General features: G+C 73.8%; 24 protein-coding genes. 11 read left to right on the forward strand and 13 right to left on the reverse strand.

Annotated features, from left to right (window positions below; translation table 11 throughout):
• Positions 1-114: 114 nt before the first annotated feature.
• Positions 115-3,513 carry a WD40 repeat domain-containing serine/threonine protein kinase gene (locus tag D5H75_RS02460; protein ID WP_119924643.1) on the reverse strand — a complete coding sequence of 1,133 codons (3,399 nt, stop codon included), beginning with the start codon at positions 3,511-3,513 and terminating at the stop codon, positions 115-117.
• Positions 3,514-3,756: 243 nt separating this feature from the next.
• Here D5H75_RS02460 and D5H75_RS02465 point away from each other — a divergent pair, with 243 nt between their 5' ends.
• On the forward strand, positions 3,757-4,878 hold the full coding sequence (locus D5H75_RS02465) for an agmatinase family protein (RefSeq protein WP_119924644.1): 1,122 nt from the start codon (positions 3,757-3,759) through the stop codon (positions 4,876-4,878).
• Between the two features lie 119 nt (positions 4,879-4,997).
• Here the strand turns inward: D5H75_RS02465 and D5H75_RS02470 are convergent, their stop codons facing one another.
• Positions 4,998-5,369, reverse strand: coding sequence for an OsmC family protein (locus D5H75_RS02470; protein ID WP_119924645.1), 372 nt, complete (start codon positions 5,367-5,369; stop codon positions 4,998-5,000).
• A 520-nt stretch (positions 5,370-5,889) separates the two neighbouring features.
• Between D5H75_RS02470 and D5H75_RS02475 the strand changes: the two genes are divergently transcribed.
• Together D5H75_RS02475 and D5H75_RS02480 are read left to right on the forward strand one after the other, a co-directional pair.
• Positions 5,890-7,050 carry an aspartyl protease family protein gene (locus D5H75_RS02475; RefSeq protein ID WP_277949917.1) on the forward strand — a complete coding sequence of 387 codons (1,161 nt, stop codon included), beginning with the start codon at positions 5,890-5,892 and terminating at the stop codon, positions 7,048-7,050.
• 357 nt (positions 7,051-7,407) lie between these two features.
• The gene (locus tag D5H75_RS02480) at positions 7,408-8,280 is read left to right on the forward strand and encodes an NmrA/HSCARG family protein (RefSeq protein WP_119924646.1); all 873 of its coding nucleotides are present in this window, start codon (positions 7,408-7,410) and stop codon (positions 8,278-8,280) included.
• Between the two features lie 182 nt (positions 8,281-8,462).
• Here D5H75_RS02480 and D5H75_RS02485 read toward each other — a convergent pair whose 3' ends face one another.
• Together D5H75_RS02485 and D5H75_RS02490 are read right to left on the reverse strand one after the other, a co-directional pair.
• Entirely contained in the window at positions 8,463-9,170 is a 708-nt protein-coding gene (locus tag D5H75_RS02485; RefSeq protein WP_119925184.1) for an SMI1/KNR4 family protein, read from the reverse strand.
• Positions 9,171-9,258: 88 nt separating this feature from the next.
• Positions 9,259-9,756, reverse strand: coding sequence for a MarR family winged helix-turn-helix transcriptional regulator (locus D5H75_RS02490; RefSeq protein ID WP_119924647.1), 498 nt, complete (start codon positions 9,754-9,756; stop codon positions 9,259-9,261).
• Positions 9,757-9,889: 133 nt separating this feature from the next.
• Between D5H75_RS02490 and D5H75_RS02495 the strand changes: the two genes are divergently transcribed.
• Positions 9,890-11,095, forward strand: coding sequence for an FAD-dependent monooxygenase (locus D5H75_RS02495; RefSeq protein WP_119924648.1), 1,206 nt, complete (start codon positions 9,890-9,892; stop codon positions 11,093-11,095).
• A gap of 46 nt (positions 11,096-11,141) precedes the next feature.
• On the opposite strand, the gene D5H75_RS02500 is transcribed toward D5H75_RS02495, so the two are convergent.
• Positions 11,142-11,654 carry a TetR/AcrR family transcriptional regulator C-terminal domain-containing protein gene (locus D5H75_RS02500; protein ID WP_202637750.1) on the reverse strand — a complete coding sequence of 171 codons (513 nt, stop codon included), beginning with the start codon at positions 11,652-11,654 and terminating at the stop codon, positions 11,142-11,144.
• Here D5H75_RS02500 and D5H75_RS02505 point away from each other — a divergent pair.
• A complete protein-coding gene (locus D5H75_RS02505; protein ID WP_202637751.1) occupies positions 11,643-11,975 on the forward strand; it encodes an ester cyclase in 333 nt (110 codons plus the stop codon). The two genes, D5H75_RS02500 and D5H75_RS02505, sit on opposite strands and share 12 nt — an antisense overlap.
• Positions 11,976-12,079: 104 nt before the next feature.
• A complete protein-coding gene (locus D5H75_RS02510; RefSeq protein WP_242453940.1) occupies positions 12,080-12,877 on the forward strand; it encodes a helix-turn-helix domain-containing protein in 798 nt (265 codons plus the stop codon).
• Here the strand turns inward: D5H75_RS02510 and D5H75_RS02515 are convergent.
• The gene (locus tag D5H75_RS02515; protein WP_242453941.1) at positions 12,870-13,244 is read right to left on the reverse strand and encodes a DUF4345 family protein; all 375 of its coding nucleotides are present in this window, start codon (positions 13,242-13,244) and stop codon (positions 12,870-12,872) included. The genes D5H75_RS02510 and D5H75_RS02515 overlap by 8 nt on opposite strands.
• 232 nt (positions 13,245-13,476) lie before the next feature.
• Between D5H75_RS02515 and D5H75_RS02520 the strand changes: the two genes are divergently transcribed.
• Positions 13,477-14,655 (forward strand): GDSL-type esterase/lipase family protein, encoded by a 1,179-nt coding sequence (locus D5H75_RS02520; protein WP_119924651.1) that lies wholly within the window; start codon positions 13,477-13,479, stop codon positions 14,653-14,655.
• A gap of 21 nt (positions 14,656-14,676) precedes the next feature.
• Here the strand turns inward: D5H75_RS02520 and D5H75_RS02525 are convergent, their stop codons facing one another.
• Together D5H75_RS02525 and D5H75_RS02530 are read right to left on the reverse strand one after the other, a co-directional pair.
• Positions 14,677-15,195: a hypothetical protein gene (locus D5H75_RS02525; protein WP_119924652.1), complete on the reverse strand. Its 519-nt coding sequence runs from the start codon at positions 15,193-15,195 to the stop codon at positions 14,677-14,679.
• A 309-nt stretch (positions 15,196-15,504) separates the two neighbouring features.
• On the reverse strand, positions 15,505-16,590 hold the full coding sequence (locus tag D5H75_RS02530) for a helix-turn-helix domain-containing protein (protein WP_119924653.1): 1,086 nt from the start codon (positions 16,588-16,590) through the stop codon (positions 15,505-15,507).
• A gap of 100 nt (positions 16,591-16,690) precedes the next feature.
• On the opposite strand from D5H75_RS02530, the gene D5H75_RS02535 reads away from it, so the two are divergent.
• Positions 16,691-17,932: an MFS transporter gene (locus D5H75_RS02535; protein WP_119924654.1), complete on the forward strand. Its 1,242-nt coding sequence runs from the start codon at positions 16,691-16,693 to the stop codon at positions 17,930-17,932.
• A gap of 200 nt (positions 17,933-18,132) precedes the next feature.
• Here the strand turns inward: D5H75_RS02535 and D5H75_RS02540 are convergent, their stop codons facing one another.
• Complete coding sequence (locus D5H75_RS02540) at positions 18,133-19,485, reverse strand: helix-turn-helix domain-containing protein (protein WP_119924655.1); 1,353 nt, start codon at positions 19,483-19,485, stop codon at positions 18,133-18,135.
• An 80-nt stretch (positions 19,486-19,565) separates the two neighbouring features.
• On the opposite strand from D5H75_RS02540, the gene D5H75_RS02545 reads away from it, so the two are divergent.
• On the forward strand, positions 19,566-20,501 hold the full coding sequence (locus D5H75_RS02545) for an alpha/beta hydrolase (RefSeq protein ID WP_479688587.1): 936 nt from the start codon (positions 19,566-19,568) through the stop codon (positions 20,499-20,501).
• Between the two features lie 340 nt (positions 20,502-20,841).
• Here D5H75_RS02545 and D5H75_RS02550 read toward each other — a convergent pair whose 3' ends face one another.
• The 3 genes from D5H75_RS02550 to D5H75_RS02560 all read right to left on the reverse strand — a co-directional run bounded on the left by D5H75_RS02550 (position 20,842) and on the right by D5H75_RS02560 (position 22,442).
• The gene (locus tag D5H75_RS02550) at positions 20,842-21,798 is read right to left on the reverse strand and encodes a cyclase family protein (protein ID WP_242453942.1); all 957 of its coding nucleotides are present in this window, start codon (positions 21,796-21,798) and stop codon (positions 20,842-20,844) included.
• 198 nt (positions 21,799-21,996) lie between these two features.
• A complete protein-coding gene (locus D5H75_RS02555) occupies positions 21,997-22,227 on the reverse strand; it encodes a hypothetical protein (protein ID WP_119924658.1) in 231 nt (76 codons plus the stop codon).
• The gene (locus tag D5H75_RS02560; protein WP_119924659.1) at positions 22,221-22,442 is read right to left on the reverse strand and encodes a hypothetical protein; all 222 of its coding nucleotides are present in this window, start codon (positions 22,440-22,442) and stop codon (positions 22,221-22,223) included. The genes D5H75_RS02555 and D5H75_RS02560 overlap by 7 nt, the downstream gene beginning before the upstream one ends.
• Before the next feature lie 126 nt (positions 22,443-22,568).
• On the opposite strand from D5H75_RS02560, the gene D5H75_RS02565 reads away from it, so the two are divergent.
• Complete coding sequence (locus tag D5H75_RS02565) at positions 22,569-23,633, forward strand: hypothetical protein (protein ID WP_202637753.1); 1,065 nt, start codon at positions 22,569-22,571, stop codon at positions 23,631-23,633.
• A 138-nt stretch (positions 23,634-23,771) separates the two neighbouring features.
• Here D5H75_RS02565 and D5H75_RS02570 read toward each other — a convergent pair whose 3' ends face one another.
• Complete coding sequence (locus tag D5H75_RS02570; protein WP_119924661.1) at positions 23,772-24,677, reverse strand: oxidoreductase; 906 nt, start codon at positions 24,675-24,677, stop codon at positions 23,772-23,774.
• 132 nt (positions 24,678-24,809) lie between these two features.
• Here D5H75_RS02570 and D5H75_RS02575 point away from each other — a divergent pair, with 132 nt between their 5' ends.
• A complete protein-coding gene (locus D5H75_RS02575) occupies positions 24,810-25,694 on the forward strand; it encodes a helix-turn-helix transcriptional regulator (RefSeq protein ID WP_119924662.1) in 885 nt (294 codons plus the stop codon).
• Positions 25,695-25,714: the final 20 nt, after the last annotated feature.

Genomic DNA, 25,714 nt, shown 5'->3' on the forward strand with positions numbered 1-25,714 from the left:
CCGCGGGCCCCGTCCGACGCCGCGCTCGGCGCGGAGGCACCGGGCCGCCTCCGGCTCGTGTCGGGTGTGCCGCCGCCATCGTGCCGGTCGGCGCCGCGGGCCGGCCGGGCGGGGTCAGCAGGTCGGGCGGTACGGCAGGGCGGGGACGTGGGTGCGCCATTCGGCGGGGGTCAGGCCGCCCGCGGTGCGGCCGCAGAGGGTGCGGGACAGCGGTGCCGGGGCGGCGGGGTGGGCGCGGACCGTGGCCTTGCGGTCGGCGGTCAGGAGCGTGGCGCCGTCGGGGGTGAAGGTGAGGGAGGTCACGTCGCCGATCCTCGGGTCCCGGCCGCCGCCGGTGTCGCGGAGGGAGCCGAGGAGGGTGCCGGAGATCGGGTCGAGGAGGTGGACGCGGCCGCGGCCCGCGTGGACGGCGACGAGGTCCTCGCGCGGGGAGTACGCCGCGACGGGAGCGGAGGCCGCCTCGGCCTGGACCAGGTTGACCTGGCGGCCGGTGGCGGTGTCCCAGCGGGTGAGGCGGGCGCGGGAGTCGAGGGTGACCAGGTCGCGGCCGCTGTGGGTGAAGAAGGCGCGGGTGAAGGCGGTGCCGCCGCCGATGGCGCCGAACGGCGAGCCGGCGGGGCGGCCGGTTGCCGCGTCCAGGAGGCGCAGGTCCGCGCCGGCCACGGCGAGGCGGCGCCCGTCGGGTGAGAAGGCCAGGTCGGCGACGTCCCGGTGGGCCTGGGTCCACAGCCGGCGGCCGGTCCGCGGGTCCCAGACCTGGACACCGCCGGGTACGGCGAGCGCCAGGCGGGACCCGTCGCGGCTGAACACCACCGGAGCCGGATCGGGCACCCCGGCGGGGATACGGGCGACGACCGGGCCCGTGCGCGGGTCGGCCACGACGGTCGCGTCGGCGCCGACGAGGGCGGCCAGGCCGCCGTCCGGGGCGAAGGCGACGGATTCGGCCCCGGAGGCGAGACGGGCGACCCGGCCGCCGTCGCGGACCCGGCGCAGCTCGACGCCGCCGTCCACGGTGTCGGTGACGAGGTGGCGGCCGTCGGGGGACAGCGCGGCGAGGTTCACCTCGTGTCCGGCCGCGGGCTTGCCTCCCGGTGATCCGGGCCGGGCGGCCAGGTCCGTCAGGTCGGCGGCGAACACCCGGTCCTCCACCAGGTAGCGGAACGTCCGCCCGTCGAAGCCGCCCCGGGGCGGCTCGGGGGCCTCGCCGCCCGTCGCCCCGAGCACGGGCAGCGCCGTCAGGAGCTGCCCGCCGGCCATGCGCCAGATCTGCACCTCCCGGACCGTGACGGAGGCGGCCAGCGAGCCGTCCGCGCTCACCGTGACCTCCCCGCCGTTCCACCGCCCCTGGGTGCCGGCCCCGTCGAGGCGGCCCAGCTCGACGGTCCGGCCGGTCCGCGCGTGCGTCAGCCGGGCGATCCGGCCCTGGCGCCGCAGCGTCCAGGAGCCGTCGGCCGCGGCCGTCTCCGCGGGCCGCACCCCCGCGACCTCGCCGGTCGCCAGGTCCCAGCGCCGCGCCCCCTCGCTGGTCGCGACGATCGCGGCGCCGCCCACGATCTCCACCTCGGCCCAGTCGTTCAGCAGGTCCAGCGGGGCGGGGAAGGACCAGGTCCGCAGTTCGCGCCCGGTCGCGGTGTCCCACGCCCGGGCCCTTCGCGCCGTCACCGCCACGAGGGTGCGCCCGTCGCCGGACAGCGCCGCCGCCGCGACCCGCTCCCCGCCCAGGCCGAGACGCCGCACGCCGCCCCGCCGTACCCCGGAGCGCAGGTCCCACAGCCGGGCCGCGTCGCCGCCGCCGACGCTCGCCAGCAGCCGCCCGTCGCGGCTGATCGCCCGCACCGTCTCACCGGAGCGGTCCGGGTCCTGGAAGGCCGAGGTCTCGCGCCAGGCGGCGGCCGTCGTGAGGGCCGCCCGGGTGCGCGGCGTCGGGTCCAGGCGCCAGGCGGCCACCGCCAGCCGCGCCGCCAGCCGGGGGTCGGTGCGGCGCGTGGCCTGGGCCAGGTCGGCGAGGCGCGCGGCCTCCGCGCGGGTGAGCTGGGCGGCGAGGCGCTCGGCGCCGGCGCGGGCCACGGCGTTCTGCTGGACGGCGAGGCCGCCGGCGGCCAGCGCGAGCACCAGGAGCACGGCGAGCGTCAGGGTCACCAGGCGGGCGCGCCGGGTGCGGCGCCGGGTCAGCGCGGCCCCGGCGGCCAGGAAGTCCCGCTCGGCGCCCGACAGCGTGAGGTCCTTGCGGGCGGTGGCGGCCCAGTGCAGCGCGTTCTCCAGGGCGCTGCCCCGGAACAGGTCGGCGTCGCGCCGCCCGGCCGCGTCCCAGCGCCGCGCCCCCTCGCCGATGCCGCGCAGCACGGCCAGGCCGTCGCGGTTGGCGTCGATCCAGCGCCGATAGCGCGGCCAGGCCTGCGGCAGGGCGCGGTTGGCCAGGCGCACGTCCTCGCCGGTCACGCTGATCACGCCGTCCAGCCGGGTGAGCAGGCGGGTGATCGCGGCGGTCTCGGGCAGCGGCCGCCCTTCGGTGAGCTCGGCCAGGGCGGCACGCCGTACGGCCGGCTCGCCGTCGTCGTCCACGGTGACCAGGCGCAGGAACACCTCGGCGGCGAGCGTGCGCTCCTCGGGGTCCAGGGTCTCGTAGGCGCGCTCGGCGACCGTGCCGAGGCCCGGGTCGTCGCTGGGGGCGCCGATGCCGGCGGCCGCGCTGCCGCCGGCCGACAGCAGCCGCGGTGTGTCGAGCCGCCCGTCGGCGCTGACCAGGGCGAGCAGCAGTTGCCGGGCGGAGGGCCGGGCCTGCGGGTCCTTGCCGAGGGAGGCCGCGACCAGGGAGCGCAGGGGCTCCTCCAGCATGGACACCTCGGGTTCGGTCGACAGCACGCGGTGCATGACCCCGCCGAGGCTCTCGGCCTCGAACGGGTCGGCGCCGGTCGCCGCGAAGAGCATGATCCCGCCCCAGGCGAACACGTCGGCCGGGGGCCCGGCGCGGTGGCCGGTGAACACCTCCGGCGCCATGTACGTCGGCGTGCCCGTGACCAGGCCGGTGGCCGTCAGCGACATCTCCATCGTGCGCGCGATGCCGAAGTCGATGACCCGGGGCCCGTCGGGCGCCAGCAGCACGTTGTCCGGCTTGAGGTCGCGGTGGATCACCCCGGCCTCGTGGATCGCGGTCAGCGCGGTGGCCACCGCCGTCGCCAGCCGGTGCAGGTCGGCGCCGATGAACCGCCGCCCCTCCTCCACGGCGCGGCGCAGGCTCGGTCCCTCGACGTACTCGCTCACGATGTACGGCCGGGGCCCGTCGAGGCGCGCGTCCAGGATCTGGGCGATGCAGAACGAGGACACCCGGCGCGCGGCCTCCGCCTCCCGCCCGAGAAGCCCGTCCTGGTCGCCGTGCAGCACCTTGATCGCCACGCGCCGGCCTTCCGGGCTGTACGCCTCGTAGACCACGCCCTGTCCCCCGGCGCCGAGCCGGCCGGCCAGCCAGTAGCCGTCCAGTCGCTGTGGGTCTCCTGCCAGCAGTTCGGTCGCCATGCCGCCCCCTCGTGATCATTGTCGCCCTGCTATGACGACGGCATCCGCGGCCGGGTTCGCGCCCGTTCGATCCGATCTCCGTACGGCGGCGCCTTTTTTCGCCCTCCGTACGGCGGCGCCCTTTTCGCGGTTCGCCGCGCGGCGGCCGCGGGCCGTACCGGCGGGGGCGTGCTCCTCGGGTGGATGGGCGCGGCGGCGTATCCTGGCTGGTGGGGGGGCGATGGCCTGACGGGGGTGCGGGGCATGGGTGGTCTGTCTTCTGGCGGGTGGCGGGAGCGCGTCTCACCGTCGGACTTCCCGGGCCGGGAGCCGGGGCCCATCAACGTCCAGCGGTACCGGCAGGTGCCCGCCTACTCGGGCATCGCGACGTTCCTCGGGCTGCCGCTGTGCCTCACGCCCGAGGACCTGCGCGCCGGCGGGGTCGACGTGGCCGTCGTGGGCGCCCCGGTCGACATGGGGACCGGGCACCGGGGGGCGGCGTTCGGGCCCCGGGCGATCCGGGCCGACGAGTGGGCCGTGGCGCACACGCCCTCGGCCCTGCTGGAGTCCGACACCAGGATCAATCCGTTCGACGAGCTCGTGGTCGTGGACTACGGCGACGCGGCCGTGGACCCGATGAGCGTCGAGGCCTCCATGGAGCCCATCCGCGGCGTCGTGCGGGAGATCGCCGGGACCGGGGCCGTGCCGGTGGTGCTGGGCGGGGACCACTCCATCCTGTGGCCCGACGCGGCGGCGCTCGCCGACGTACACGGCCCCGGCAGGGTGGGCGTGGTGCACTTCGACGCGCACGCCGACTGCGCCGAGTCCGTCGCCGGTCACCTGGCGTCCCACGCCACGCCGATCCGGCGGCTCATCGAGGACGAGCACATTCCCGGCCGCAACTTCGTCCAGGTGGGGCTGCGGTCGGTGCTCATGCCCGACGACGAGCTGCTGGCGTGGATGCGCGAGCACGGCATGAGGTCGCACTTCATGGCCGAGATCGACCGGATCGGCTTCCCGGCGGTCCTGGACAGGGCGATCTCCGAGGCCCTGGACGGCCCCGACCACCTCTACCTGTCCATCGACATCGACGTGCTCGACCCCGCGTTCGCCCCCGGCACGGGAACCCCAGAACCGCCCGGCCTGACCCCCCGCGAGCTGCTGCCCGCGCTGCGCCGCATCTGCCACGAGACGCCCGTCGCGGGGATCGAGGTGGTCGAGGTGGCCCCCAACCTCGACCCGGGCAACCTCACCGCGATGAACGCGCGCAAGGCGATCTTCGAATGCCTCACCGGCCTGGCCCTGCGCAAGAAGGGCCTCCCCGGCCCCACCTACCTCGACCCGATCGCCGCCGGCCTCGCCGGCGAGGACGAGACCACCCCCTGACCCCGCCGGCGCGCCGAGGCCGGGCGCGGCCGCCACATCATCTGCTGGAACGAGCACGCCGCCTACGTACGGCCCCGCGAGGTGGCCGACGGGGCCAACGTCGTCTGGAGTGGGAGCGGTCAGGCCGGTTCGAAGGCCAGGGGCTTGCTCAGCGTGGATCGCACCGGCGAGCGGGCGACGCGTTCCATGATCATGCTCCGGTGAGCCTCCAGCTCCGGGGCGAGAAGGAGTTCGTACCGGAACCGCGTCGCCGACTCCTCGCGTTCCAGGTGCACCCGCACACCGACCTCGGCGTCGGTGACGCCGAGCTCGGCCAGGGCCATCCGCGCCGAGATGGTCATGCACGTGGCGAGGGACGCCTCCAGCAGTTCGTGCGGCCGCATCCCCGCCGAACCGCCGACGCCGCCCTTGAGCGTGTCGGCGATGCCCTCGTTGCCGCCCGCCTGAAACGTCACCTGCCAGGGAGCCGGCAGCGCCGCGGCCTCCACCATTCCTTTACCTCCTCCGCCGGCAACCGACTCGCAGGATCGTAGCGGCTGGACCACATCATGAGAAAAATCGTCTCGCTATATGAGACATCGCGGCCCTTCGCCCGCCTCCGCCCCGAGATCGGCTCCCGCGCGGGAGGTCCCCCGCGCGGTCACCGCGACCACCGGTTGCGGGCGAGAGCCGTTCGCCGGACAGATCCGCGCTCTCCTGGTCACGACCCGGCCTCCCCGCCCACCGCACGGGTCGTCGCGGGTGTATCGCGGGCGTATCGAAAAACGCGTACGCCGCCGCAACACTCCTCCGTCTTCAGTGGAGGCGTGGACCGCATCGGTCCGCGCCGAGGGCATGACGCCCCGGCCCCGGAAGGTGATCACGAAAAGGGAGAAGGCTCTGTGGTCGATGACGGAGCGTGGGACAGGCGTTCGCTGATCCGGGCCGCCGCCGTGGCGGCCGGCGCCTCCGCGGCGGTGCCGCTGCTGCGGGGCGGCCAGGGCGTACGCCGGCGGCGGTGACGCGGACGCGCTGTTCAGGGCCGGGAGGTTCGAGCAGGCCGGCCGCGCGTACGAGGAGATCCTGAAGGCAGACCCCGCGAACCTGCACGCGGCCCGCCAGCGCGGCTACGTCGGGCTGCTGAGCAACAAGTTCGCCGACGCCGAGAAGTACCTCAACATGGCCCTCGAACTGGCGCCCGACGACAAGCAGACCAACCGGTTCCTGGGCGACTGCTACACCCGGCAGGACAAGTTCTCCCTCGCCGCGCCGCGCTGGCGAGCGGCCGGCCAGGAGACCCGGGCCACCTGGTTCGCGGCGGTCCGCGGCGAGCCGTACCAGATCCACGGCGACATCGGCCGGGTGCCGTGGCTGCAGATGGACCCGTCCCCGCTGGTCGAGGCCTCGGTCAACGGCGGGCCGCCGAAACGCTTCATGTTCTACACCGGCGCGCCGTGGCTGGGCATGTCCGCGAAGGTGGCCGAGGAGGCCGGGCTGCGCGCCGTGGCCCAGCAGAAGATCGACTACAAGAACGGCACCTCGTGGCAGTACTTCGGGGTGGCGGACTCCTTCAAGCTGGGCGGCATCGAACTGCGCAACGTCCCCGTCGAATGGTCGGAGACGGACCAGGACGATGCCGCGTCCGGCGACGGCATCATCGGCACGTGGGTCTTCTACCACTTCCTGACCACCTTCGATTACGCGGGCCGGTCGCTGATCCTGCGCCGCCGGACCCCCGAGGTGGCCAGGAAGGTACGCGCCGACGCCATCCGGGCGGGCGCGAGGCCCCTGCCGCTGTGGCTGGCCCGTGACCAGTACGTGCACAGCACCGGGAGTTTCGCCGGCTCCGGTCCCCGCGTGGTGGGCGTGAACCTCGGCGGGGTCAGCGAGTGCGCCGCGCTCATGAAGGGCGAGGTGGCCGAGCGGCTGGGGATCCGCACCGACTACGACCGCCCGCTCGAGACCTTCGGCCACAGCCACCCCACGGTCGTCCACCCCTGCTACCCGGCGGAGATCCGCCTCGGCAACGCCGTCGCCAGGGAGGTCTACTGCAACTCGGCCCCGCAGATGCGGTCTGACGAATACGGGTTCGACACGCTGGGCGGCTTCTTCCACTCCTTCTTCAAGCCCTACAACATCACCCTCGACTTCACCGACATGAACGTCTACGTCGCCCGCGGCAAGGCCACCTGATCACCACCCCCGCCCGGCGGTCACGGGAGCCGCCCGAAGCCGCCGGCTCGTACGCTCGCCGGGCCGGTCCAGGAACTCCTTCCCGCGGCCCGGCGGCTTCATGACCAGCGCCTCGCCCGGGGCTTGGGGCCTCGGGTCTCGGGCCGGGGCCGGGCGGGGCGGGGGTGGCGGCCGGGTGATCCGGTCCGAGGGAGCGGTTTCTCTGGGGGTTCGGGACGGCGTTTCGGGTTGTTCGCGCTTGACCTCAACCGCGGTTGACGTTCGAGGATCGCTGATCGCGGGCGGTACGACCGGGTGGCCGGTCGGAACGTTCCCGTACGCCCGACCGAATCCCATCCCGACCACGGAGATGCTGTCATGACCAAAGTCGTCGTCATCGGTGCCACCGGCAATCAGGGCGGCGCGGTCGCCGACCTGCTCCTCGAGCGCGGCCACGAGGTGGTGGCCTACGTCCGCTCGGAGGAGTCGCCGGCCGCGCGGGCGCTGCGCACCCGGGGAGCACGGCTCGCCGCCGGTGACCTGTCCGATTCCGACGCGCTCCTGCGCGCCTGCACGGGCGCCGACGCGGTCTTCGGCCTGTCGGTGCCCTTCAGTGAGGGGGGCAAGGACGCGGAGGTCGCGCAGGGGCGCCTGCTCGTCGACACCGCCGCCCGCCTCGACGTCCACCTGGTGTACTCCTCGGTGCGCGGCGCCGACCGGATGGTGGCCGGCAACATCGACCACGCCGACAGCAAGCAGCTCATCGAGGCCTATCTGCGCGAGCGGCCGGTGCGGGCGACGGTGCTCGGCCCGGTGTACTTCATGGAGAACGTGCTCAGCCTCGGCTTCAGCCGGCTCGGTGACGGCAAGCTCGTCAACCCGCTGAGCCCCGGAAAGCCGCTCGACCAGGTGAGCGTCCTGGACATCGCCGGCATGGCCGTACACGCCGTCGAGAACCCCGGCGAGTTCGTCGGCGAGCGGATCGACATCGCCTCCGACCGCGTCACCGGGCAGGAGGCGGCCCGGATCCTGAGCGACGTGCTCGGGCGGGAGATCCCCTACCAGCAGATGCCGATGGACATGGTGCGGCGGTGGGCCGGCGAGGAGGTGGCCGCGATGTTCGAGAACTTCGAGAACAACACCGACTTCCTCGACATCGAGGCCCTGCACGCCAAGTACCCCGCCGTCCGCTGGCACAGCTACGCCGAGTGGGCCAAGACGGTGGACTGGGACAAGGTCCTCGCGAGCTGACCAGCCGGAATGGAGCGGGGCATGGCCCCGCAGGTGAGGACGGGTTCCGCCGCCCCCACGCGGAATCCGCCCCTCTCCCCCTGAGCACCGGCGCCCAGCCCTCCTATGACCAGGGCGAGGTCACGCGGGAGCGTCTACCGGCGGTCCCGGTCAGCGGTCGCGCCGGGGCCGGCGGGGGTGGGTCATCCGTTGATCCAGCCGCCGGGAAGGGCGGTGCGGAGGGTGTCCAGGGCGGGCTCGGTGCGGGCTCGGGCCCACAGGCAGCCTTCCGACACCCGGATGAGGAGGTCGGGCGAGGCGAACCAGTGATCCTCGTCGGTGGCTCCGGGGTTGCGGGGGAACGGCAGGGCGTGGTGGTGCTCCCGCAGGAACGGCAGGAAGCCGTCCTCGAGCTCGCAGAAGTCGCTGAGGTGCTCGGGGGCGTGGAGGCATTCCCACAGGATCATCTCGACGCAGGTGAGCGACACGCTGCCGAACCAGGGCTCCCAGCGTTCGGCGGCCTGGTCCGCCAGGTCCGGGCGGACGACGACGGGAGGGTCCGCCCGCGCCAGGTCGGCGAGGAGGACGCCCCAGGACATGGCCCCCTGGTTCTCCCAGCGGAAGACCAGGGCCTCCTCGTCCCGGTCGATCCCGATCCGGTCCGGGGCGAGCAGCCTGTCGTGGTTGCTCGTCAGGTCCTGGCGGCGGCCGAACAGGGCGTACGCCTCGCGCAGGGCCTCCGGGAGGCGTACCCCGAGGCGGGACTCCGCGGCGGACAGCTCGCGCTCGCCGTACCCGTCGCCCTCCTGGAGGGGGGTGACCCAGGTCTCGGCGAAGCCGCGGATGAAGTCCCAGGCGCCGGAACGGGACGCGACGGCCGGGGGCAGCGCCCGTTCGATGTCGAAGGCCATGCGGCAGAAGCTACCGGTGATCACATACGGCCATCAACGGCCAGACCGCCGCCCGGCCGGCTGATAGGAGCGCAGGGGATTCCGGGGCCTACTTCTCCTCAAGGGTGGCCAGGTGGGCCGTGACGTCGTCGGCGAACCGGGCCAGCAGGCGGCCGAGGTCGGCGCGGTCCGGGCCGGACCAGTGGGCGATGGCGCCGGTGAACCAGCCGATGAGCGTGCGCGCGTAACGGTCGGCGGCGGCCCGGCCCTCGTCGGTCGGCTCGATGAAGCTGACCCGGCGGTCGTTCGGATCCCCGATGCGGCGTACCAGGCCGCGGCGCTCCAGTAGCTGGACCTGCCGCGTGACGTGCGGCTGCACGAGCTGCATCTGCTCGGCGATCTCGCTGATCCGCAGCGGCCTTCCGGCCAGATGTACCGAGATCAGGACGGAGAAGGCGGGCCGATCCACCTCGACCTGGGCGGACTTCATGGCGTGCTCGGTCAGGCGGCCGCGGCTGAGGGCGTTGCTCAACTGGGCGAGGCGGGGCATGACGGCGAGCACCTGTTCGTCAGTCCCGCCCTCGGGATCCCGGGGTCCGGTGGTCATCACATCTCCAGTTGCATACTTAAAGCATGTATCTATATGGTGGTCCATGACGGCGGCCATCGCCGTACCGCACCCTCCATAAGGATACCTAAAGCATGCATCCTTTTGCTGCTCCGACCAGGAAGGACTCCTGATGAAGCGACCCGCCCACCGGAAGATCCTCATCTCCGGCGCCAGCATCGCCGGGCCGGCCCTCGCCTACTGGCTGGACCGATACGGCTTCGAGGTCACCATCGTGGAGAAGGCCGCCCACCTGCGCGGGGGAGGATACGCCATCGACATCCGCGGCACCGCCCGCGACGTCGTCGAACGCATGGGCCTGCTGCCGCGGCTCCGGCGCCTGCACGTGGACACCCGCCAGATCACCTTCCTCGACCCCGACGGCGCCATCCTGACCAGCCTGCGCCCGGAGGCCGTCACCGGCGGGGCCGAGGGCCTGGACCTCGAGGTACGCCGGGGCGATCTGGCCGACTGCCTGTACGGCCTGGTCGAGAACAAGGCCGAGTTCCTGTTCAACGACTCCATCGCGGCGCTGGACGACCGCGGCGATCGGGTGGAGGTCACCTTCGACAGCGGCGCCAGGCGGACCTTCGACCTGGTGATCGGCGCCGACGGGCTGCACTCCAACACCCGCGGCCTGGCCTTCGGCCCCGAAGAGCGCTACCACCGCTACCTCGGCTTCTGCTTCGCGGGCTTCACCCTGCCCAACGACCTCGGGCTCCAGCGCGAGGGGGTGCAGTGGAACGTTCCCGGCAGGGCCGCCGCCCTCTACGCGCACGATCCCGGCGAACCGGTGCACGGTTTCCTGATCTTCGCGCGGGACGAGCCGCCCTTCACGGCCTTCCGCACCCCGCGGGCGCAGCGCGACCTGGTGGCCGCGACGTTCCCGGACACGGTGTGGGAGATCCCCCGGATGGTGGCCGCGATGCGCGCGGCCGACGACCTGTTCTTCGACGTCGTCAGCCAGATCCACATGCCCGCCTGGTCCACCGGACGTGTCGCGCTCGTCGGCGACGCCGCCCACGCCACGTCGTTCATGTCCGGCCAGGGGTCGAGCGTCTCCTTGGCCTCCGCCTACGTCCTGGCCGGCGAACTGGCCACCCACGACGACCACGTCGCCGCCTTCACCGCGTACGAGAAGACCGTCCGGCGCTTCGCGGAGCAGAACCAGGCCCTGGCCACCGAGGGCGGCGGCGTGGTCGCCCCGCGCACCCGGCACCACCTCGACGCGCGCAACGCGATGCTGCGCACCCAGACGGCGCTCCCTTCCGGCGCCGAGGGCCGGGCCGCCAACACGGCCCTGGCCCTGCCCGACTACGAGCACGCGCTCGCCCGCTGACCACGGCCCCGCCGCCGATGTCGTCACCTGGGCGCTCGGGTGGGGCTCAAGGCCGGCTACGGGGCCTCGCCGCGTCAAAGCCGTTGATCAGGGCGTCGATGGTGACGTCGAAGCGCTCTTGATGGTCCTGCGGGGTCCCGAGCCCGGCGTGGAGCGCCTCGGCCAGGTTGGGGAACAGGGCCGGATCGACCTGGGGCTGGGGCTGGGGAGTGGCGCCGGGCGGGTCGGTCTCGGCCAGGCAGTGGCCGACGGTGAACATCGCGATCGCGTTGAGCAGGTGCATGGCCGTTCGGAGCTCGAACCCCGCCGAGCGCAGGGCGGCGGCGCCGGTTTCGAGCATGCGCAGGGCGTCGGGCGTGGTCACGGGCCGGGTGGCGGCCAGCGGCAGGAGGCCGGGGTGGCGCAGCAACTCGCGCCGGTATCCGCCGGCGAACTCGCGCAGTAGCCGTCGCCAGTCGCCGTCGATCTGGAGCGTGAAGGCGCGGGCGAGCACGCGCTCGACCAGGCCGTCGAGGATGAGGACCTGGCCCACTACATGGCCGCCGACGTGATCGATCACAACAAGATCATTCATGGTGAGCCCGACGAGCCGGGCGCCGCCTTCGAGGGCATCCGCGGGCAACCGGCCGCGTTCGATCCGCTGCACATGCGGGTGGAGGAGCTGATCGGCGAGGGTGACCGGGTGGTGGCCCGCCTGACCATGACCGGCACCCACACCGGCGCCCACCCCCGCATGCCCGTGCCCACCGGCCGCGGCTTCGAGGTCGAGGCCGTCTTCATCTTCACCCTCGCCGATGAGAAGATCACCGAGATTCGCGGGGTCAGCGATCGTCTCGGGATGTTCCTCCAGCTCGGCTGGGACTGGCCGCAGATCGACTGAGCGTCCCCGTCCCGCATCGCCGTGGCCACCAGTGATCACCGGAAAGGGCGTCGATGACCCACCTGGCCAGTTGTCCGCTCAGGTCGCGGGAGACTCCGATGCCGGTGCTTTCGTCGACTCGCCGCTCCCCCACGGACGGGGCCGCGGTGTGGTTGTGGCCGGGGCGGGCGCTGTACGCCGGGCCGTCCCTGCGGCTGGGGCCGCACTCCGGCGCGGTCGCGTGCCTGGCCGTGGGCGTGGACGCGCCCTTCACCGTCCAGCCGGCGGCCGGGGGCGGGGCGCGGGCGCGCACCGCGCTCATCGCCCCTCGGGTACGCCACCGGCTCACGGCGTACGGCGACCGCATGGTGTTCCTCTACCTCGACCCCGGTTCGGCCGACGACCGGGCCTGCCGTACCCGGTTCCGGGGCGGCGAGGAGACGGTCCTGACCGGGCACCGGCACGAGGAGGACCTGCTCGGCGGGGCGGCGGAGTTGTCCTCGCGCACTCCCCTCCCGCGGGTCGCCTCCTGGGTCGCCCGGGCCACCGGCCACGCCGGGACGCGGCACGCCGAACCGCGGATCATGGCCGCGACCCGGCGGCTCCTCGACGCCGACCGGCCGCTGCCCGCCGCGCCGCTGGCGGCCGAGCTGGGCCTGTCGCAGTCCCGCTTCCTGCGGCTGTTCAGGGACGGCACGGGCACGTCGTACCGGCGCTTCCGGCTGTGGGCCCAGATGCACCGGGCCGCGCGGGCGCTGGCGGCCGGTCACAACCTCACCCGGGCGGCGGCCGAGGGCCACTTCGCCAGCCCGTCCCACCTGAGCACCGCGTTCCACGCGATGTTCGGCCTCACCCCCAGCGCCCTGCTCTCCCAGGACCTGACGATCATCTGCCTGGACCCGACGCCACGGGCCCTCACGTGAGCCCGGCGAGCAACGCGGCCCCGGCGGCGAGCTCGACCCAGAAGTAGCACCAGACGGGGTAGAAGGCCGCGGGCCGTTCGACCGCCCGCCCCACGAGCCGCCCGAAGGCCATGCCCAGCAGCGCCACGGCGACGGTGACGACCACCCCCGTGCGCGTCCCGCCCGCGCCGGCGAGCGCCGTCAGCAGCAGCCCGCCGACGGCGACGCCGAAGCCGCCGTACACCGCCCGGACCTCGCTGCGCGCCTCCGCCGAACCGGCGGCCATCCCGAACGGCCTGATCAGCGCGGCGGGCGCGACCAGCCCGAACACGCCCATCCCGAGAAAGAAGACCGCCACCACGACGATCACCACAGCCTGCACGACCACCCCCGGCTCCGACGAAAGCGAACAAGGCGCCCAGCATGCCCACGACGCCTCGCACACCGCTTCCACGAACCTGCCGCCCCCGCCGCGCCACCCCTGGCCCCTCCCCCTCGACCGCCACGGCTACGGCACCGCCCTGCGCGAGGCGGCGCGGGCCGACCGGATGCCTGGGCCCTCGACGCCCTCGACGCCTTGCTGCGCGGACGATCCGCCCGCTGACACACGAAAGACCCTCATGTCTCCCAACTGGATCACCACGCCCATCACCGCCGGCCTGCTGCGCGGCGCCCTCGACCTGGAGCGCACCGAGCGCGGCCTGCTGCCGCACCGGCTGCCCGCCTGGGCCCGCGCCCAGTGCGACGACCCGCAGCTCGCCAAGGCCGAGTCCCAGCCCTCCGGCGTACGGCTGGCCTTCCGCACCGGCGCCACCGCCGTCGAGCTGGACGCCCTGCCCACCAAGCGCGTCTACCCGGGCGCGCCGCCGCGCCCGGACGGCGTGTACGACCTGCTGGTCGACGGCCGCCTCACCGCCCAGGCCCGCGCGGAGGGCGGCGACACCCTCACCATCGACCTCGCCACCGGCGCGGCCACCCACCGTCCGGGACCCGCCGGCACCCTGCGCTTCACCGGCCTGCCGGACCGCGACAAGGTCGTCGAGATCTGGCTCCCGCACGACGAGACCACCCGGCTCCTCGCCCTGCGCACCGACGCCCCCGTCGAGCCCCTCCCGGACGAGGGCCGCCGGCTCTGGGTGCACCACGGCAGCTCGATCAGCCACGGCTCCGACGCCGCGAGCCCGTCCACCACCTGGCCCGCCCGCGCGGCCCTGCTCGGCGGGGTGGACCTGACCAACCTCGGGCTGGGCGGCAGCGCCCTGCTGGACCCGTTCGTCGCCCGGACCATCCGCGACACCCCCGCCGACCTGATCAGCCTCAAGATCGGGATCAACCTGGTCAACACCGACCTGATGCGGCTGCGCGCCTTCGCCCCCGCCGTACACGGGTTCCTCGACACCATCCGCGACGGGCATCCCGAAACGCCGCTGCTGGTCGTCTCCCCCATCCACTGCCCCATCCACGAGGACACCCCCGGGCCCGCCGCCTTCGACCTCGACGCCCTGCGGGCCGGTGAGATGCGGTTCCGCGCCACCGGCGACCCCGCCGAGCGCGCCGCCGGCAGGCTCACCCTCACCGTGATCAGGGACGAGCTGTCGCGCGTGGTACGGCAGCGCGCGGCCGGCGACCCGAACCTGCACCACCTCGACGGCCGCGACCTGTACGGCGAGCGGGACCACGCCGAGCTCCCGCTCCCCGACAACCTCCACCCCGACGCGGCCACCCACCTGCGCATCGGCGAACGCTTCGCCGCGCTCGCCTTCGGCCAGGGCGGCCCCTTCCACGCCGGGCGTCCCTGACGTCCGGCGGGCGGGCGCGGGTCAGAGCCCGATCTCCAGGGTTCCGACGCCGAAGAGCTGCGAGACGCCACTGCCGGAGCAGGCCGTGGGGTCGGGTGCGGGCACGGTGATGAACTCCTTGGCGTTGTCGCCGCCGAAGACCCCGCCCGGGTTGATCGACCCGACGGCGAGGTAGACGATGTTGCCGTTGAGGCGGGTGGAGTTCCAGTTGTAGGAGAAGACGCTGGACCCGCCGCTGGTCCACACGAAGGTGCGCGTGGCGCTTCCCGGGTAGAGCAGGCTCGTACACGTCGCCCCCACCACGGTCCCGCTCTCGGTGTAGCTGCCGGAGGAGTAGGCCGTGCTGGTGCAGTCGCTGAGCCGGCCCGTGGCGGTGAAGCTCAGGGTGCGCGGCGTGTTCGTCAACGGCGGATCCCAGGTCAGCACGACGTTGTCGACGCAGACCTGATCGGGAACCAGCGCGTGCGCGTCGTCCCGCGGCGCGGCCAGCAGGGCGGCGGCGAGAACCGGGACAGCGGCGAGCGACGAGATCCTTTTCATGTCGTCCCTTCGCGGACGTCAGGCGCTCACGCCCCGTGACGTCCTGGAATTGACCGTATGCGCAGTGTTCTCCCAACCGCGCTTCCCGCCAAGGGGGGTCTCGGCGAGAAGACCCTCCCCTGCGCGAGAGCCTGCCGCCCCCTCTCGCGCCGCGGCACAGCACGACACCCCGCGCCCACGGGCACTCACCCGGAGGCACGCGCCGGCGGGCTCGCCCTGGCGCGCCCGCCGAGCGACCGGACTACCGGATCTTCAGCGTCGTGTACGGCCTGAACGCCCTTCCGGTGACCTGGTGACGGGCCGGATCGCTCAGCGCAGCACGGCCGCCAGCAGGTCGGACCCGAGCGCGGTCAGGTCGGGCAGGTTGACGCTGTAACGGACGTACCGGCCCTGCCGCCGGGACGTGAGCAGGCCCGCGCGCCGCAGGACGGCGAGATGGCGCGACACCTCCGGGGGCGAGAGCCCCCAGACGTGGGCCAGCTCGCCGGTGGTGTGCGGGCCGCGCGCGAGAGTGCGCAGCAGGCGCAGCCGTACCGGATGCGCGAGCGCCTCCAGCCGGAGCGTGACCGTCTCCAGGGATACCGGCTCCGGCGGGCCGGGCTCGGCCACGGGGTACTGCACCACCGGCTCCCACCCGGGCGCGTGGATCACCACCAGGTGCGGGCGGCCGAAGACGCTGGGGAGGAAGGTGACCCCGGCGTCGTGCGCGGCGACCACCTTGTCCTGCAGCTTGTCGACGATGACGCGGTCGCCGTCGGGGGCCAGGGTGACGGCGCTGGAGATCGACGAGAGCGCCGCCCCGGCGCCCTGGCGCTGGAGCAGGTCGTTCTTCAGGCGCAGATCGGCGGCGAGCTGACCGGCGACGCTCGTCCAGGCGGCGTCGAAGAAGGCCTCGGCGCACTGTTCGAGGGTGTGCCGCACTCGCGCCCGCACGGCCGAGGGGTCCGCGAGCAGCCGTTCGGCGAAGGCCTCCTGGAGCGCGCCGCGGGCCTGGGCGAGGTCCAGGGCCCGCTCGCGCGCCCCGGCGTCGGTGAGCGGCGACGGCGCGCCGAAGTGGACCCGGTTGCTGCCGCACGTGGTGATGAGCGCGGCACTCACATAGGTCTCATCGTCGATCCGGTCCACCTCGTCCAGTTCCTCGGCGAGGGTCGGCCGGGGGCGGGCCGGGACCAGGAAGTCGGCCCGTGAGGAACGCCACAGGAACTCCGCCTCCCGCAGCCGCTCGGCCAGCTCCGGCCGCAGCCCGGCCCAGACGTCCGCGGCCCAGCCGGCGAACTGCGGGTGATGCCCGGGTTCGGCCAGCACGTGCAGCATCGCGGTCAGCTCGGCCAGCGGGGAGGCGGCGAACCGCAGCCGCCCGGACGACGGCCCGCCGATGTCTATCCTCACCGTCATCCTCCCATCCTCGCTGGTCGGATGGCCGGCGACCGCGTCGATTGACGGTGTCCGTCAATCGTCACGGCCGGTCCGGGCAGCCGAACGCATCGTGGACCCCATGGCAACCACCACCAAGATCCGGCCGCGCGCCCTCGTGCGTGCCTCCGGTGGCCCCCGCTATGCGATCGCCCTGGCCGTGGACGCGCTCGGCACCGGCCTGCTGCGGCCCTTCCTGCTGCTCTACGGGGTGACGGTGCTCAAGCTGTCCGCGCCGGTCACGGGCGTGGCCATGACGGTCGGCATCGTCGCGGGCCTGGTGTGCATGCCCGCGGTGGGCCGATGGCTGGACCGGGGCGCGCGCAGCGCGGCCGTGGCGGCGTCGATGCTGGTGCGGGTGCTGGGGGTGGCGCTGCTGCTGGCCGCCCCGGCGGGGCACGTCTGGCTGTTCGCGACGGCGGCGCTCTTCCTCGGCATCGGCAACCAGGCGTGGCCGGCCGCCCACGCGGCCCTCGTGGCCACGGTCGCCCACGGCCGCGAACGCGACGCCGCTCTCGCGGCCGGCCGCGCCCTGCGCAACGCCGGCCTGGGCGCGGGCGGGCTGCTCGCCACCGTGGCCCTGGCGGGCGGCACCGGCGCGCTGCAGGCGATGGCGGCCGCCACCGGGCTCGCCTATCTCACCGCGGCGGGCCTGGCGTGGTCGGTCCGCCTGCGTGCGGATCCGGCCGCCGCCCCCGCCGGGGACGTCGCCGGGGAGCCCGCGCCCCGGATGCGCGCGCTGCTGGCCGCCAACGTGATCTACGTCTTCTGCCTCAACGTCCCCGAGGTCGCGATCCCGCTGATCCTGGTGACGCAGTTGCACGCGTCCCCGGTGTGGTCGGCGGCCGTCTTCGTGGCGAACACCGTGCTGGTGGTCACCCTGCAGATTCCGCTCACCGTCCTGTTGTCCCGCTTCTCCCGCCGGGCCGTGCTGGTCTTCTCCGGCGTGGTGCTGGCCGCGTCCTACCTCGGCTTCCTCGCGGCCGCCTCCCTGGGACCCGCCTGGAGCGCCCCGGCCGTCGTCCTGGTGTCCGTGGTCTGCACCATCGGCGAGATCATCTACGCCGGCAGCGCGACCCCGCTCGTCACCGCCCTCGCCCCGGCCCATCTCCTGGGCCGCGCCCTCGCCCGTCTCCAGCTCTCCACGGGCTTCGGTCTCGCCGTCTCCCCGGCGATCATCACCACCCTCGCCTCCCACGGCCCGGCCGCCCTCTGGGGCGGCCTCTCCGCCGCCACACTCCTGTCCGCCACCGCCGTGGCCACCGAGAAGGACAGCAGAACCCGCCCCAGCGACCCCCGCCCCCAGCCACAACCGGCCTCGTGAACAGCACGCTGAATCTGTCTGCGCCGCCTCGGCGTCTGGGCGGGCCTCAGCGTCCTCTCCCCGGCCCGGGAAGCCCTCCCCTGACCGTACGGCCGCTCCGCGAGGGGCCACCTCGCGGAGCCGTCCGGGCGGGGTCGGTGGGTCCGCTGCCGCTGGCGCTCGGAGAGACGGAAGGACGGTCCGCCCCTCCTCCTTCCGTGTCAGGACGCGCCTGAGGGGAGAGTGGTCGCGGGCGTCCCCGTGCTCGCGGGCGTCCCCGTGCTCGCGGGCAGGCGGTAGCCGGCCGTCTTCATGGCCTGGCGATAGGCGCGCAGGGCGGCCTCGTGGTCTCCGTGTTCCTCGTGGTGGACGGCCAGCCGGTTCCACAGGTCCACGACGGCGCGCGCCGGGGCCGCCTGGCGCAGCGCGCGTTCGCCCTCGGTCAGGGTGGCGGCGCCGTCGTCCGCGCGGCCCGCGGCGACCTGGGCCAGGCCCAGCGTGATCAGCGCCCGTGCCTCGGTGAGGCGGTCGCTGTCCGGTGTGACGCGCGATCGCGCCGCCGCCGCCCAGCGCAGGGCCTCCTCCGGGGCGCCGAGCCGTACCGCCGCCTGTGACAGGCTCGTCTCGCACAGGCCCAGCTCCCGGGAGCTGCCGACCGAGGTGAGCCGCTCGTGCGCGTCCAGCAGGACCTCGCGGGCCCGGCCGGGATCGCCGTCCTGGCTCTCCAGCATCAGCATTCCGTAGACGTAGCGCAGGCCGGCGAGGTTGCGCTGGTGGTCGGCCTCGCCGAACAGGGCCAGGGCGCGATCGGCCAGGGCCTTGGCGTCGGCGTCGCGCGCCTGGTAGTGGGCGACGAGCGCGGCGTTCCAGTAGGCCGACCCCCGGGCCAGCGGGCTGCCCATGCCATCGGAGACGTCGATCAGCCGCCGCAGCAACCGGGAGGCCCGGGCCAGATCGCCCCGCTCGATGTACACGCCCGCCAGCGTCACCCCCAGCCGGACGACCTCCTCGCTCCAGGCCATGTCCAGTTCCTCGAACGTGGCCATCGCCCGTTCGCCCAGGTCGCAGGCGTAGCCGTAATCGCCCATGTCCCTGCCGCAGCGCAGCATGTCGGTCGCCCGCTCGGCCCACTCGGCGCTGCCGGGGCCGGCCGTCTTCCACAGCGCCTCGAAGGCGCTCAACGCCTCTTCGGTGCGGCCCAGCAGTTCCAGGGCACGGGCCCGGCCGAGCCCGGCCCGCCGGTGCAGCGGCGGCGGGCCGCCGTCCAGCACCGCCTCGAACTCCGTCAGGGCCTCGCCGGGGGCGGCGTGGTGGAGGGCGAGCTCGGCGAAGGCCAGGCGCCGTTCGATCTCCTGCCAGGAGCCGGGGTTCCGGCCGGACAGGAGGTACTCCGTGGTGGTGCCGAGGACGTCGGCCAGGTGGCGTAGCACGTCGGGAGAGGGACGTCGCCGCCCGGTCTCGATCAGTGACAGGTAGGCGGCCGACAGCAGCCCGCGCTTGACCAGGTCGCTTTGGGTGAGCCCCCGCGCGCGGCGGAGCTCACGGATGCGGGTGCCGACGTCCTGGTCTGTCATGAGGTCATCCTAGAACAGTGAAGCAGTGAATTTACAAAATTCACACAAGGCTTTACGGTCGTCTCGGCCTCTCCTCGGAGGTGCCGACGAACCAACGACTTCGATGGAGCGACACGACGATGACGGTGCGTAGTGAATCAGTGTCTTTCGAGAGTGAAGGCGAGACCTTGCGCGGCGAGGTGTACCTGCCCTCCGGCGCCCGCCCGGAGGGCGGGTTCCCGGCCGTCGTGGTGACCGGGTCATGGACGACGGTCCGCCAGCAGATGCCCGCCCTGTACGCGCGCCGCCTTGCCGAACGCGGCCACCTGGCGCTGGCCTTCGACTTCCGGGGGTATGGCGACAGCAGCGGAACGCCGCGCGACGTGGAATCGCCCGACCAGAAGGCGGCCGACATCCGCAACGCGGTCACGTTCCTGGCCGGGCACGCCCAGGCCGACCCGGGCCGGATCGGGGCCTTGGGGCTGTGCGCCGGGGCCGGTTACACCGCGGCCGCCGCCGCCCGCGACGAACGCCTGCGCTCCCTGGCGCTCGTCGCCCCGTGGCTGCACGACGCCGAGCTGGTCGAGGCGCTCTACGGGGGCCCCGAGGGCGTGGCCGTGCGGCGGAAGGCCGGCGAGGAGGCCGCACGGCGGTGGCGCGAGACCGGCGAGGTGACCTACGTCCCCGCCGTCAGCACCACCGATCCCGAGGCCGCCATGTACGGGCCGTTCGACTACTACCTCGACCCACGGCGGGGAGCCGTCCCGCAGTGGTGCAACCGCTTCGCCGTCATGGCCTGGCCCGGCTGGCTCGCCTTCAACCCCATCGCCGCCGCCCCCGAGATCCACGCCCCGGCCCTGCTCGTGCACAGCGAGGCCGCCGCGATCCCCGAGGGGGCGCGCCGCTTCCACGAGGCCCTCGCCGGCCCCAAGGAGTTCGTCTGGACCACCGGCGGCCAACTCGACTTCTACGATCAGGAACCCGCTGTCACCACCGCGGTCGACGCGGCCGTCGACCATTTCACCGCGACCCTGTGAGACGGGCGTTCACGGCGGCCGCCGCTCGGTTCACCGGCCGGCGGCCGCCGTGGGCCAGGGACCGCCCGCCGTACCGCCGGGCGTCGCGGAAGCGTGCCGCTCGCTCGCACCCTCGACACGGCTCGCGCCCCGCACGGCCCGGCCGCGTCCTCAGCCGACCGCGCCCGCCGCCGCGCCGACCTTCGACGAGAAGGGGCGAGACGACGCCTGGACCCGGATTCGGCATCTGCTCGCCGGCTCCTGAGACTCCGCGCGCCGAGAACCACCGTCCACCTTCCCGGGCTCGGCGCGCGGACCCCCAGACCCAAGATCACAAGCCGTGGACCGGGAGGAACCGTGGTCAGAAGGTGGCGATCGGGTTGACCGGGCTGCCTGAGGTGCCGGCGAAGCGGACGGGCGCGATCGCGAGGTGGAAGTCCCACTGGCCGAGTTCGGCGGCCGTCACCGCGCACGCCTCCAGGTCGCAGTTGTCGACCATCCAAAGGCCCATCGCGACGAGGCTCACGGCGTGAACCGGCATCAGCACGTCGTCGTACCCCGACGGCTGGACGTCCTGCGGGGTGTCGGCGCCGATCAGCGCCACCTGGCGTTCATGGAGCCACGGCAGGCAGGACGCGTGCCAGCCGGCCTGCGTGAAACCGCCGACCGCACCGGACTCGTGCCGGGCGCGGCCGTACCCCGTCCGCAGGAGTACGGCGTCGCCGGGCCGTACCCGCACGCCCTGGCGGCGCTCGGCCTCCTCCAGGTCGCCGGGGAACACGCCCTGTCCCGGTTCCAGCCAGGGCACGTCGCGGACCCTGGCGACGTCCAGCAGGACACCGCGCGTGATGATCCCGTCCGCCGCCGCCGTGACGGCCGCCCACGCCGATCCCGTCTCGGCGCCGACCAGCGAGTGCGGCCGTCCGTTGTACATCACGCCGTCCCAGTAGAGGTGGCACGGCGAGTCGAGGTGGGTGATGGTGTTGCCGTGGAACGTGATGCCGAGCCGCTCGGAGGAGAAGCCCCAGCGCCGGTCGGCGTGGAACGCGGCCACCGGCATGTTCTCGGCGCCCGGCATGTCGGCGGCGCACGGGCACGTCGTCGTCGCCCGCTCCATCTCCTGCGGCACGGCGACCTCCCACGCGCACGACACGCTCCTGCCGTGGCGTACGGCCCGCGCCGCCGCCAGCCGGACGTCGTCGGTGATGTGGTTGAGGGTGCCGAGCTCGTCGTCGTCGCCCCACCGCCCCCAGTTCGACAGCGTGTCGAAGTATCCGAGCACGTCGTCCTGCGTGGGCATCGGTCGCTCTGCCGTCATCCCAGCATCGGCTCCTTCGATCCGGCGGTTCGAGGCACCCAGGGCGCCGAACGGAACGCCTCCCCCGGCGCTCCCGTCGGCTCCACCGGCCAGCGGCCGCCAGCCTACTCGCCCGCCACCCCCGACGACCTGGATCCGGCCGGCCGCATCGATGAGCGGTGATGGCATCCCGAGCCCGGCCCGGCCGTGCCGGCGACCTCACACCGAGGTCGTGTCCTTCTCCGGCAGCGAGGCCGTGACGCGGGCGGTTGGGGCGCCGGCCGTACGGGGCGGAGTGCGGAGCACCACCGCGGCGATCACGAGGGCTCCGGGGACCAGGCATGCACCGACCCGGAAGGCGAGCTGATAGCCGCCGGTGAGCGCGGTCGCCTGGGCGGTGCCGGCGGCCGGCAGGTCATCGGTGCGGGAGGCGGCCAGCGTGCTCAGCACCGCGAGTCCGAGGGCGCTGCCGGCCTGTTGTCCTCGACGATGGTGTACACGGCCAGCATGAGAGCGCTCGTGATCAGTACGGCGCCGAGCGCGTCGGTGCTCCTGCCCCGCCTCGTAGCGCGTTCCGCGGCCAGGGTCCGGCCGTCCAGCAGGACGACCGCCGCGCCGAGGGCCCGGTTCCGCTCCACCCCTTCGGCGGGATCGTGTTCCGGCACGCCGGCATCCTGGGGGCCGGGGTGCTCATGATGTAAGGGAACGGTAAGGAGGCGGAGTCAGGGCGGAGATAACGTGATCGCCGGGTGCACCCGACGATCACATTCCTCCGAACGAGAGGTCTCGCCGTGTCGAAACGTCGCACCTTTGCCCGCGTGCTCGCGGCCGCCGCCGTCGCCCTGCCCGTGGTCCTGGTCGCCGGGACATCCGAAGCGCGAACGCTGGACTGCCTCCCCGTCACCGACGACTGGGAGTACGTCGAGCACGACGTCGCCGGCTACGCCGTCGATGTCAACAACGCCGGCCAGATCGTTGGCGGCCTGGCCCAGGAGCCGGGGAGCCGGAGGCAGGCGTTCGTGTGGCAGAACGGGAATCTGACCCGGCTCCCCGCGCTGACCCCCCAGGGGGAGGCCGCTGTGCGCGCCATCGACGACCAGGGCCGGGTCGTGGGCAGCGACGTCTACTCCTATCTGACCCCCGAAGGGGTCCTGTGGGAGAACGGCCGGGCGCGGCACCTGCCGGGTGGCCTCCCGAACGCCATCGGGAAGGGCGTCATCGCCGGAAACGGGGTGGAGAAGGTCGGGCCCCCGGCGTACGTGCTCGGCAAGGCGATGCGCTGGACGGGAAGCGCGTGGACCGACCTCAACGTCACCCGGGGCAGCGAGACCATCGACGCGAACGAGGCCGGGCAGATCACGGGAACCCACAAGATCGACACCTCCGCGCCCCACCCCACCCGGCAACTCGCCGAGCGGGCCTACGTGTGGAGCGCGGGGAGCGTGCGCGAGCTGGGCACGCTCGGCGGCGGGTGGAGCTCGGCCAAGGCGATGAACGACCTGGGCCACGTGATCGGCCACTCGGGGACCGCCACCGACCACCGGGCGTTCCCCTTCCTCTGGACCCCCTCGGCGGGCATCAAGCCGCTCGCGCTGGACGACATCGCGTTCGGTGCGGCGGCCGACATCAACGACGCCGGGACCATCGTCGGTTCGTACAGCTGCCAGGGTCACAGCTCCAGTCCGTCGTTCCCCGTCGTCTGGACCTCGCCGGACGCCTTGCCGCTGCTGCTGCCCGCGCCGTCCGCCACCTTGATCGACGCGGTGGCGATCAACGACAACGGGCTGATCGCGGGCTCGGTGTGGACGGCCTCCGGCCCGCGCCTCGTCACCTGGCGCCCGAAGCCGGCCCGCTGACGAGAGCGAAGGCCCGCGAGCAGGGCCACCGCCGAGATGACCACGTCCCGCCCGGCCCCACCTACCGGGCGGGACACCACCTCCGGTACGCCACGGGTGCTCCTGGTGCGTGCGGGCTGCTCCGGACGGCCCTGGAATTCACAGGTAGCTGACGCCGGTCAGGTCCTCGGCCGCCGCCCAGAGCCGCTCGCCGACGGCCGGATCGGCCGCCTCCCGGCTGAGCCGGGCCTCGGTGACCGGCCCCCGCGTCTCCCAGAGTCTGGACGGCCCGAAGAACTGGCCGCCCCGCACACCGGGCTCGGTCGCGGCGCGCAACTGCGGCAGCGCGCCCTGCTCCACCGACTGAGTGGCCAGCAGGCCGAGCCGGGCGATCATCCGCCCGAGCCGGCCGCGGTGTTCCCAGGCGCGTGGAGTCAGGTTGGTGCGGGTGAGACCGGGGTGGGCCAGCGTGCTGACGATCGGCGATCCGGCGGCGCGCAGGCGGCGGTCCAGTTCGACGCCGAAGATCGTGGCGGCGAGCTTGGACCGGCCGTAGGCGGGTGCGGCCCGGTAGCCACGTTCGAACATCAGGTCGTCGAAGTCGAGGTGCGCGTTCTTGTGGGTGATCGAGCTGAGACTGACCACCCGGGATCGCCTCGCCGCGGCCAGCCGGCCGAGCAGCAGGCCGGTCAGCGCGAAGTGGCCCAGCATGTTGGTGGCGAGCTGCAGCTCGAAACCGTCGGCGGAGGTGCGGCGCGGGCCGAGCAACGCCACGCCCGCGTTGTTGACCAGCAGGTCGATCACCGGGTGGTCGGCGGCCAGCTTCGCGGCGAACGCGTGCACCGATTCGAGGGAGGCCAGGTCCAGCTCGCGCACCTCGACGTCGCCGCCGATCCGGCGGGCGGCCTCCTCGCCGGCGGCGGTGTCGCGGACGGCGAGCACGACACGGGCGCCCTTGCGGGCCAGCTCGGTCGCGGTGATCAGGCCGAGGCCCGAGTTCGCACCGGTAACGACGGCGATCCGGCCGTGCTGGTCGGGGATGCGGTCGGCGGTCCATCCGGTCATCTGCTGCTCCTGCGGGTGTCGGTACGGTAGGCCGACGACGCTAGGCGCGACGCGGTCCGCCTCGATCGTTCTCCGCTCCCTAGGACTGCGGGTCCTACCTTGGGGGCCCAGCGGGGCTGGCACACTTGCGGCATGACCAATCCGTACGCCCGGGAACTCGGAGATTTCCTGCGGGCCCGGCGCGGCAGGCTGCGCCCCCACGACGTCGGCCTGGAACCGGGCGGCCGGCGCAAGGTCAGCGGGCTGCGGCGCGAGGAGCTGTCCTTGCTGGCCGGGCTGAGCACCGATTACTACCAGCGGATGGAGCAGGGCCGGGAGGTGCGCCCGTCCGACGATGTCCTGGACGCGCTCGCCGGGGCCCTCGGCCTCGACCACGAGGAACGCCGCCACCTGTTCGCCCTGGCCCACGCCGCCCGCCGGCCGAGGCCGGCTCGGGTGGACCGGGGCCCGGAAACAGTGCCGGACAGCACCCGGCGGCTGCTGCGGGTGATGGACACCCCGGCGGTCGTGCTCGGCCGGCATCTCGACCTGCTCGCCTGGAACCCGATGGCGGAGGCGCTGCTCGGCTCCCCGGACGCGTACCCGCCCGACCGGCTCAACATGCTCCTGCTGATGTTCGACGACACGCTGACCGGCGAGCGGAGCTGCCCGGACTGGGAGCGGCAGGCCCTGGACTTCATCGGCATGATGCGCGCCGCCGTCGGCGCCGACCCCACCCATCCGCGCGCCACCGCGGTCGTCGGTGAGCTGAGCATCCGCAGCGCGGAGTTCCGCCGGCTGTGGGCCCGGCACGACGTACGCGCGTCGGTCAGCGGCACCAAGACCTTCCGGGTCCCCGAGGTCGGCGACATCGTCCTGGACTGGGACACCTATCCGCTGCCCGGCGACCCCGGGCCGGTCATGCTGGTCTACACCGCCGAGCCGGACAGCGCCGACGCGGACCGGCTGCGGCTTCTGGCGTCAATGCGCGCGACCCGCTCCGCGCTCACCGACAGGCACCGGCGCCTCGCCCGCTGACCCTTCTCGTGGGCCGCCCT

This window comes from Bailinhaonella thermotolerans (assembly GCF_003594875.1).
In the GTDB taxonomy this organism is placed as follows: domain Bacteria; phylum Actinomycetota; class Actinomycetes; order Streptosporangiales; family Streptosporangiaceae; genus Bailinhaonella; species Bailinhaonella thermotolerans.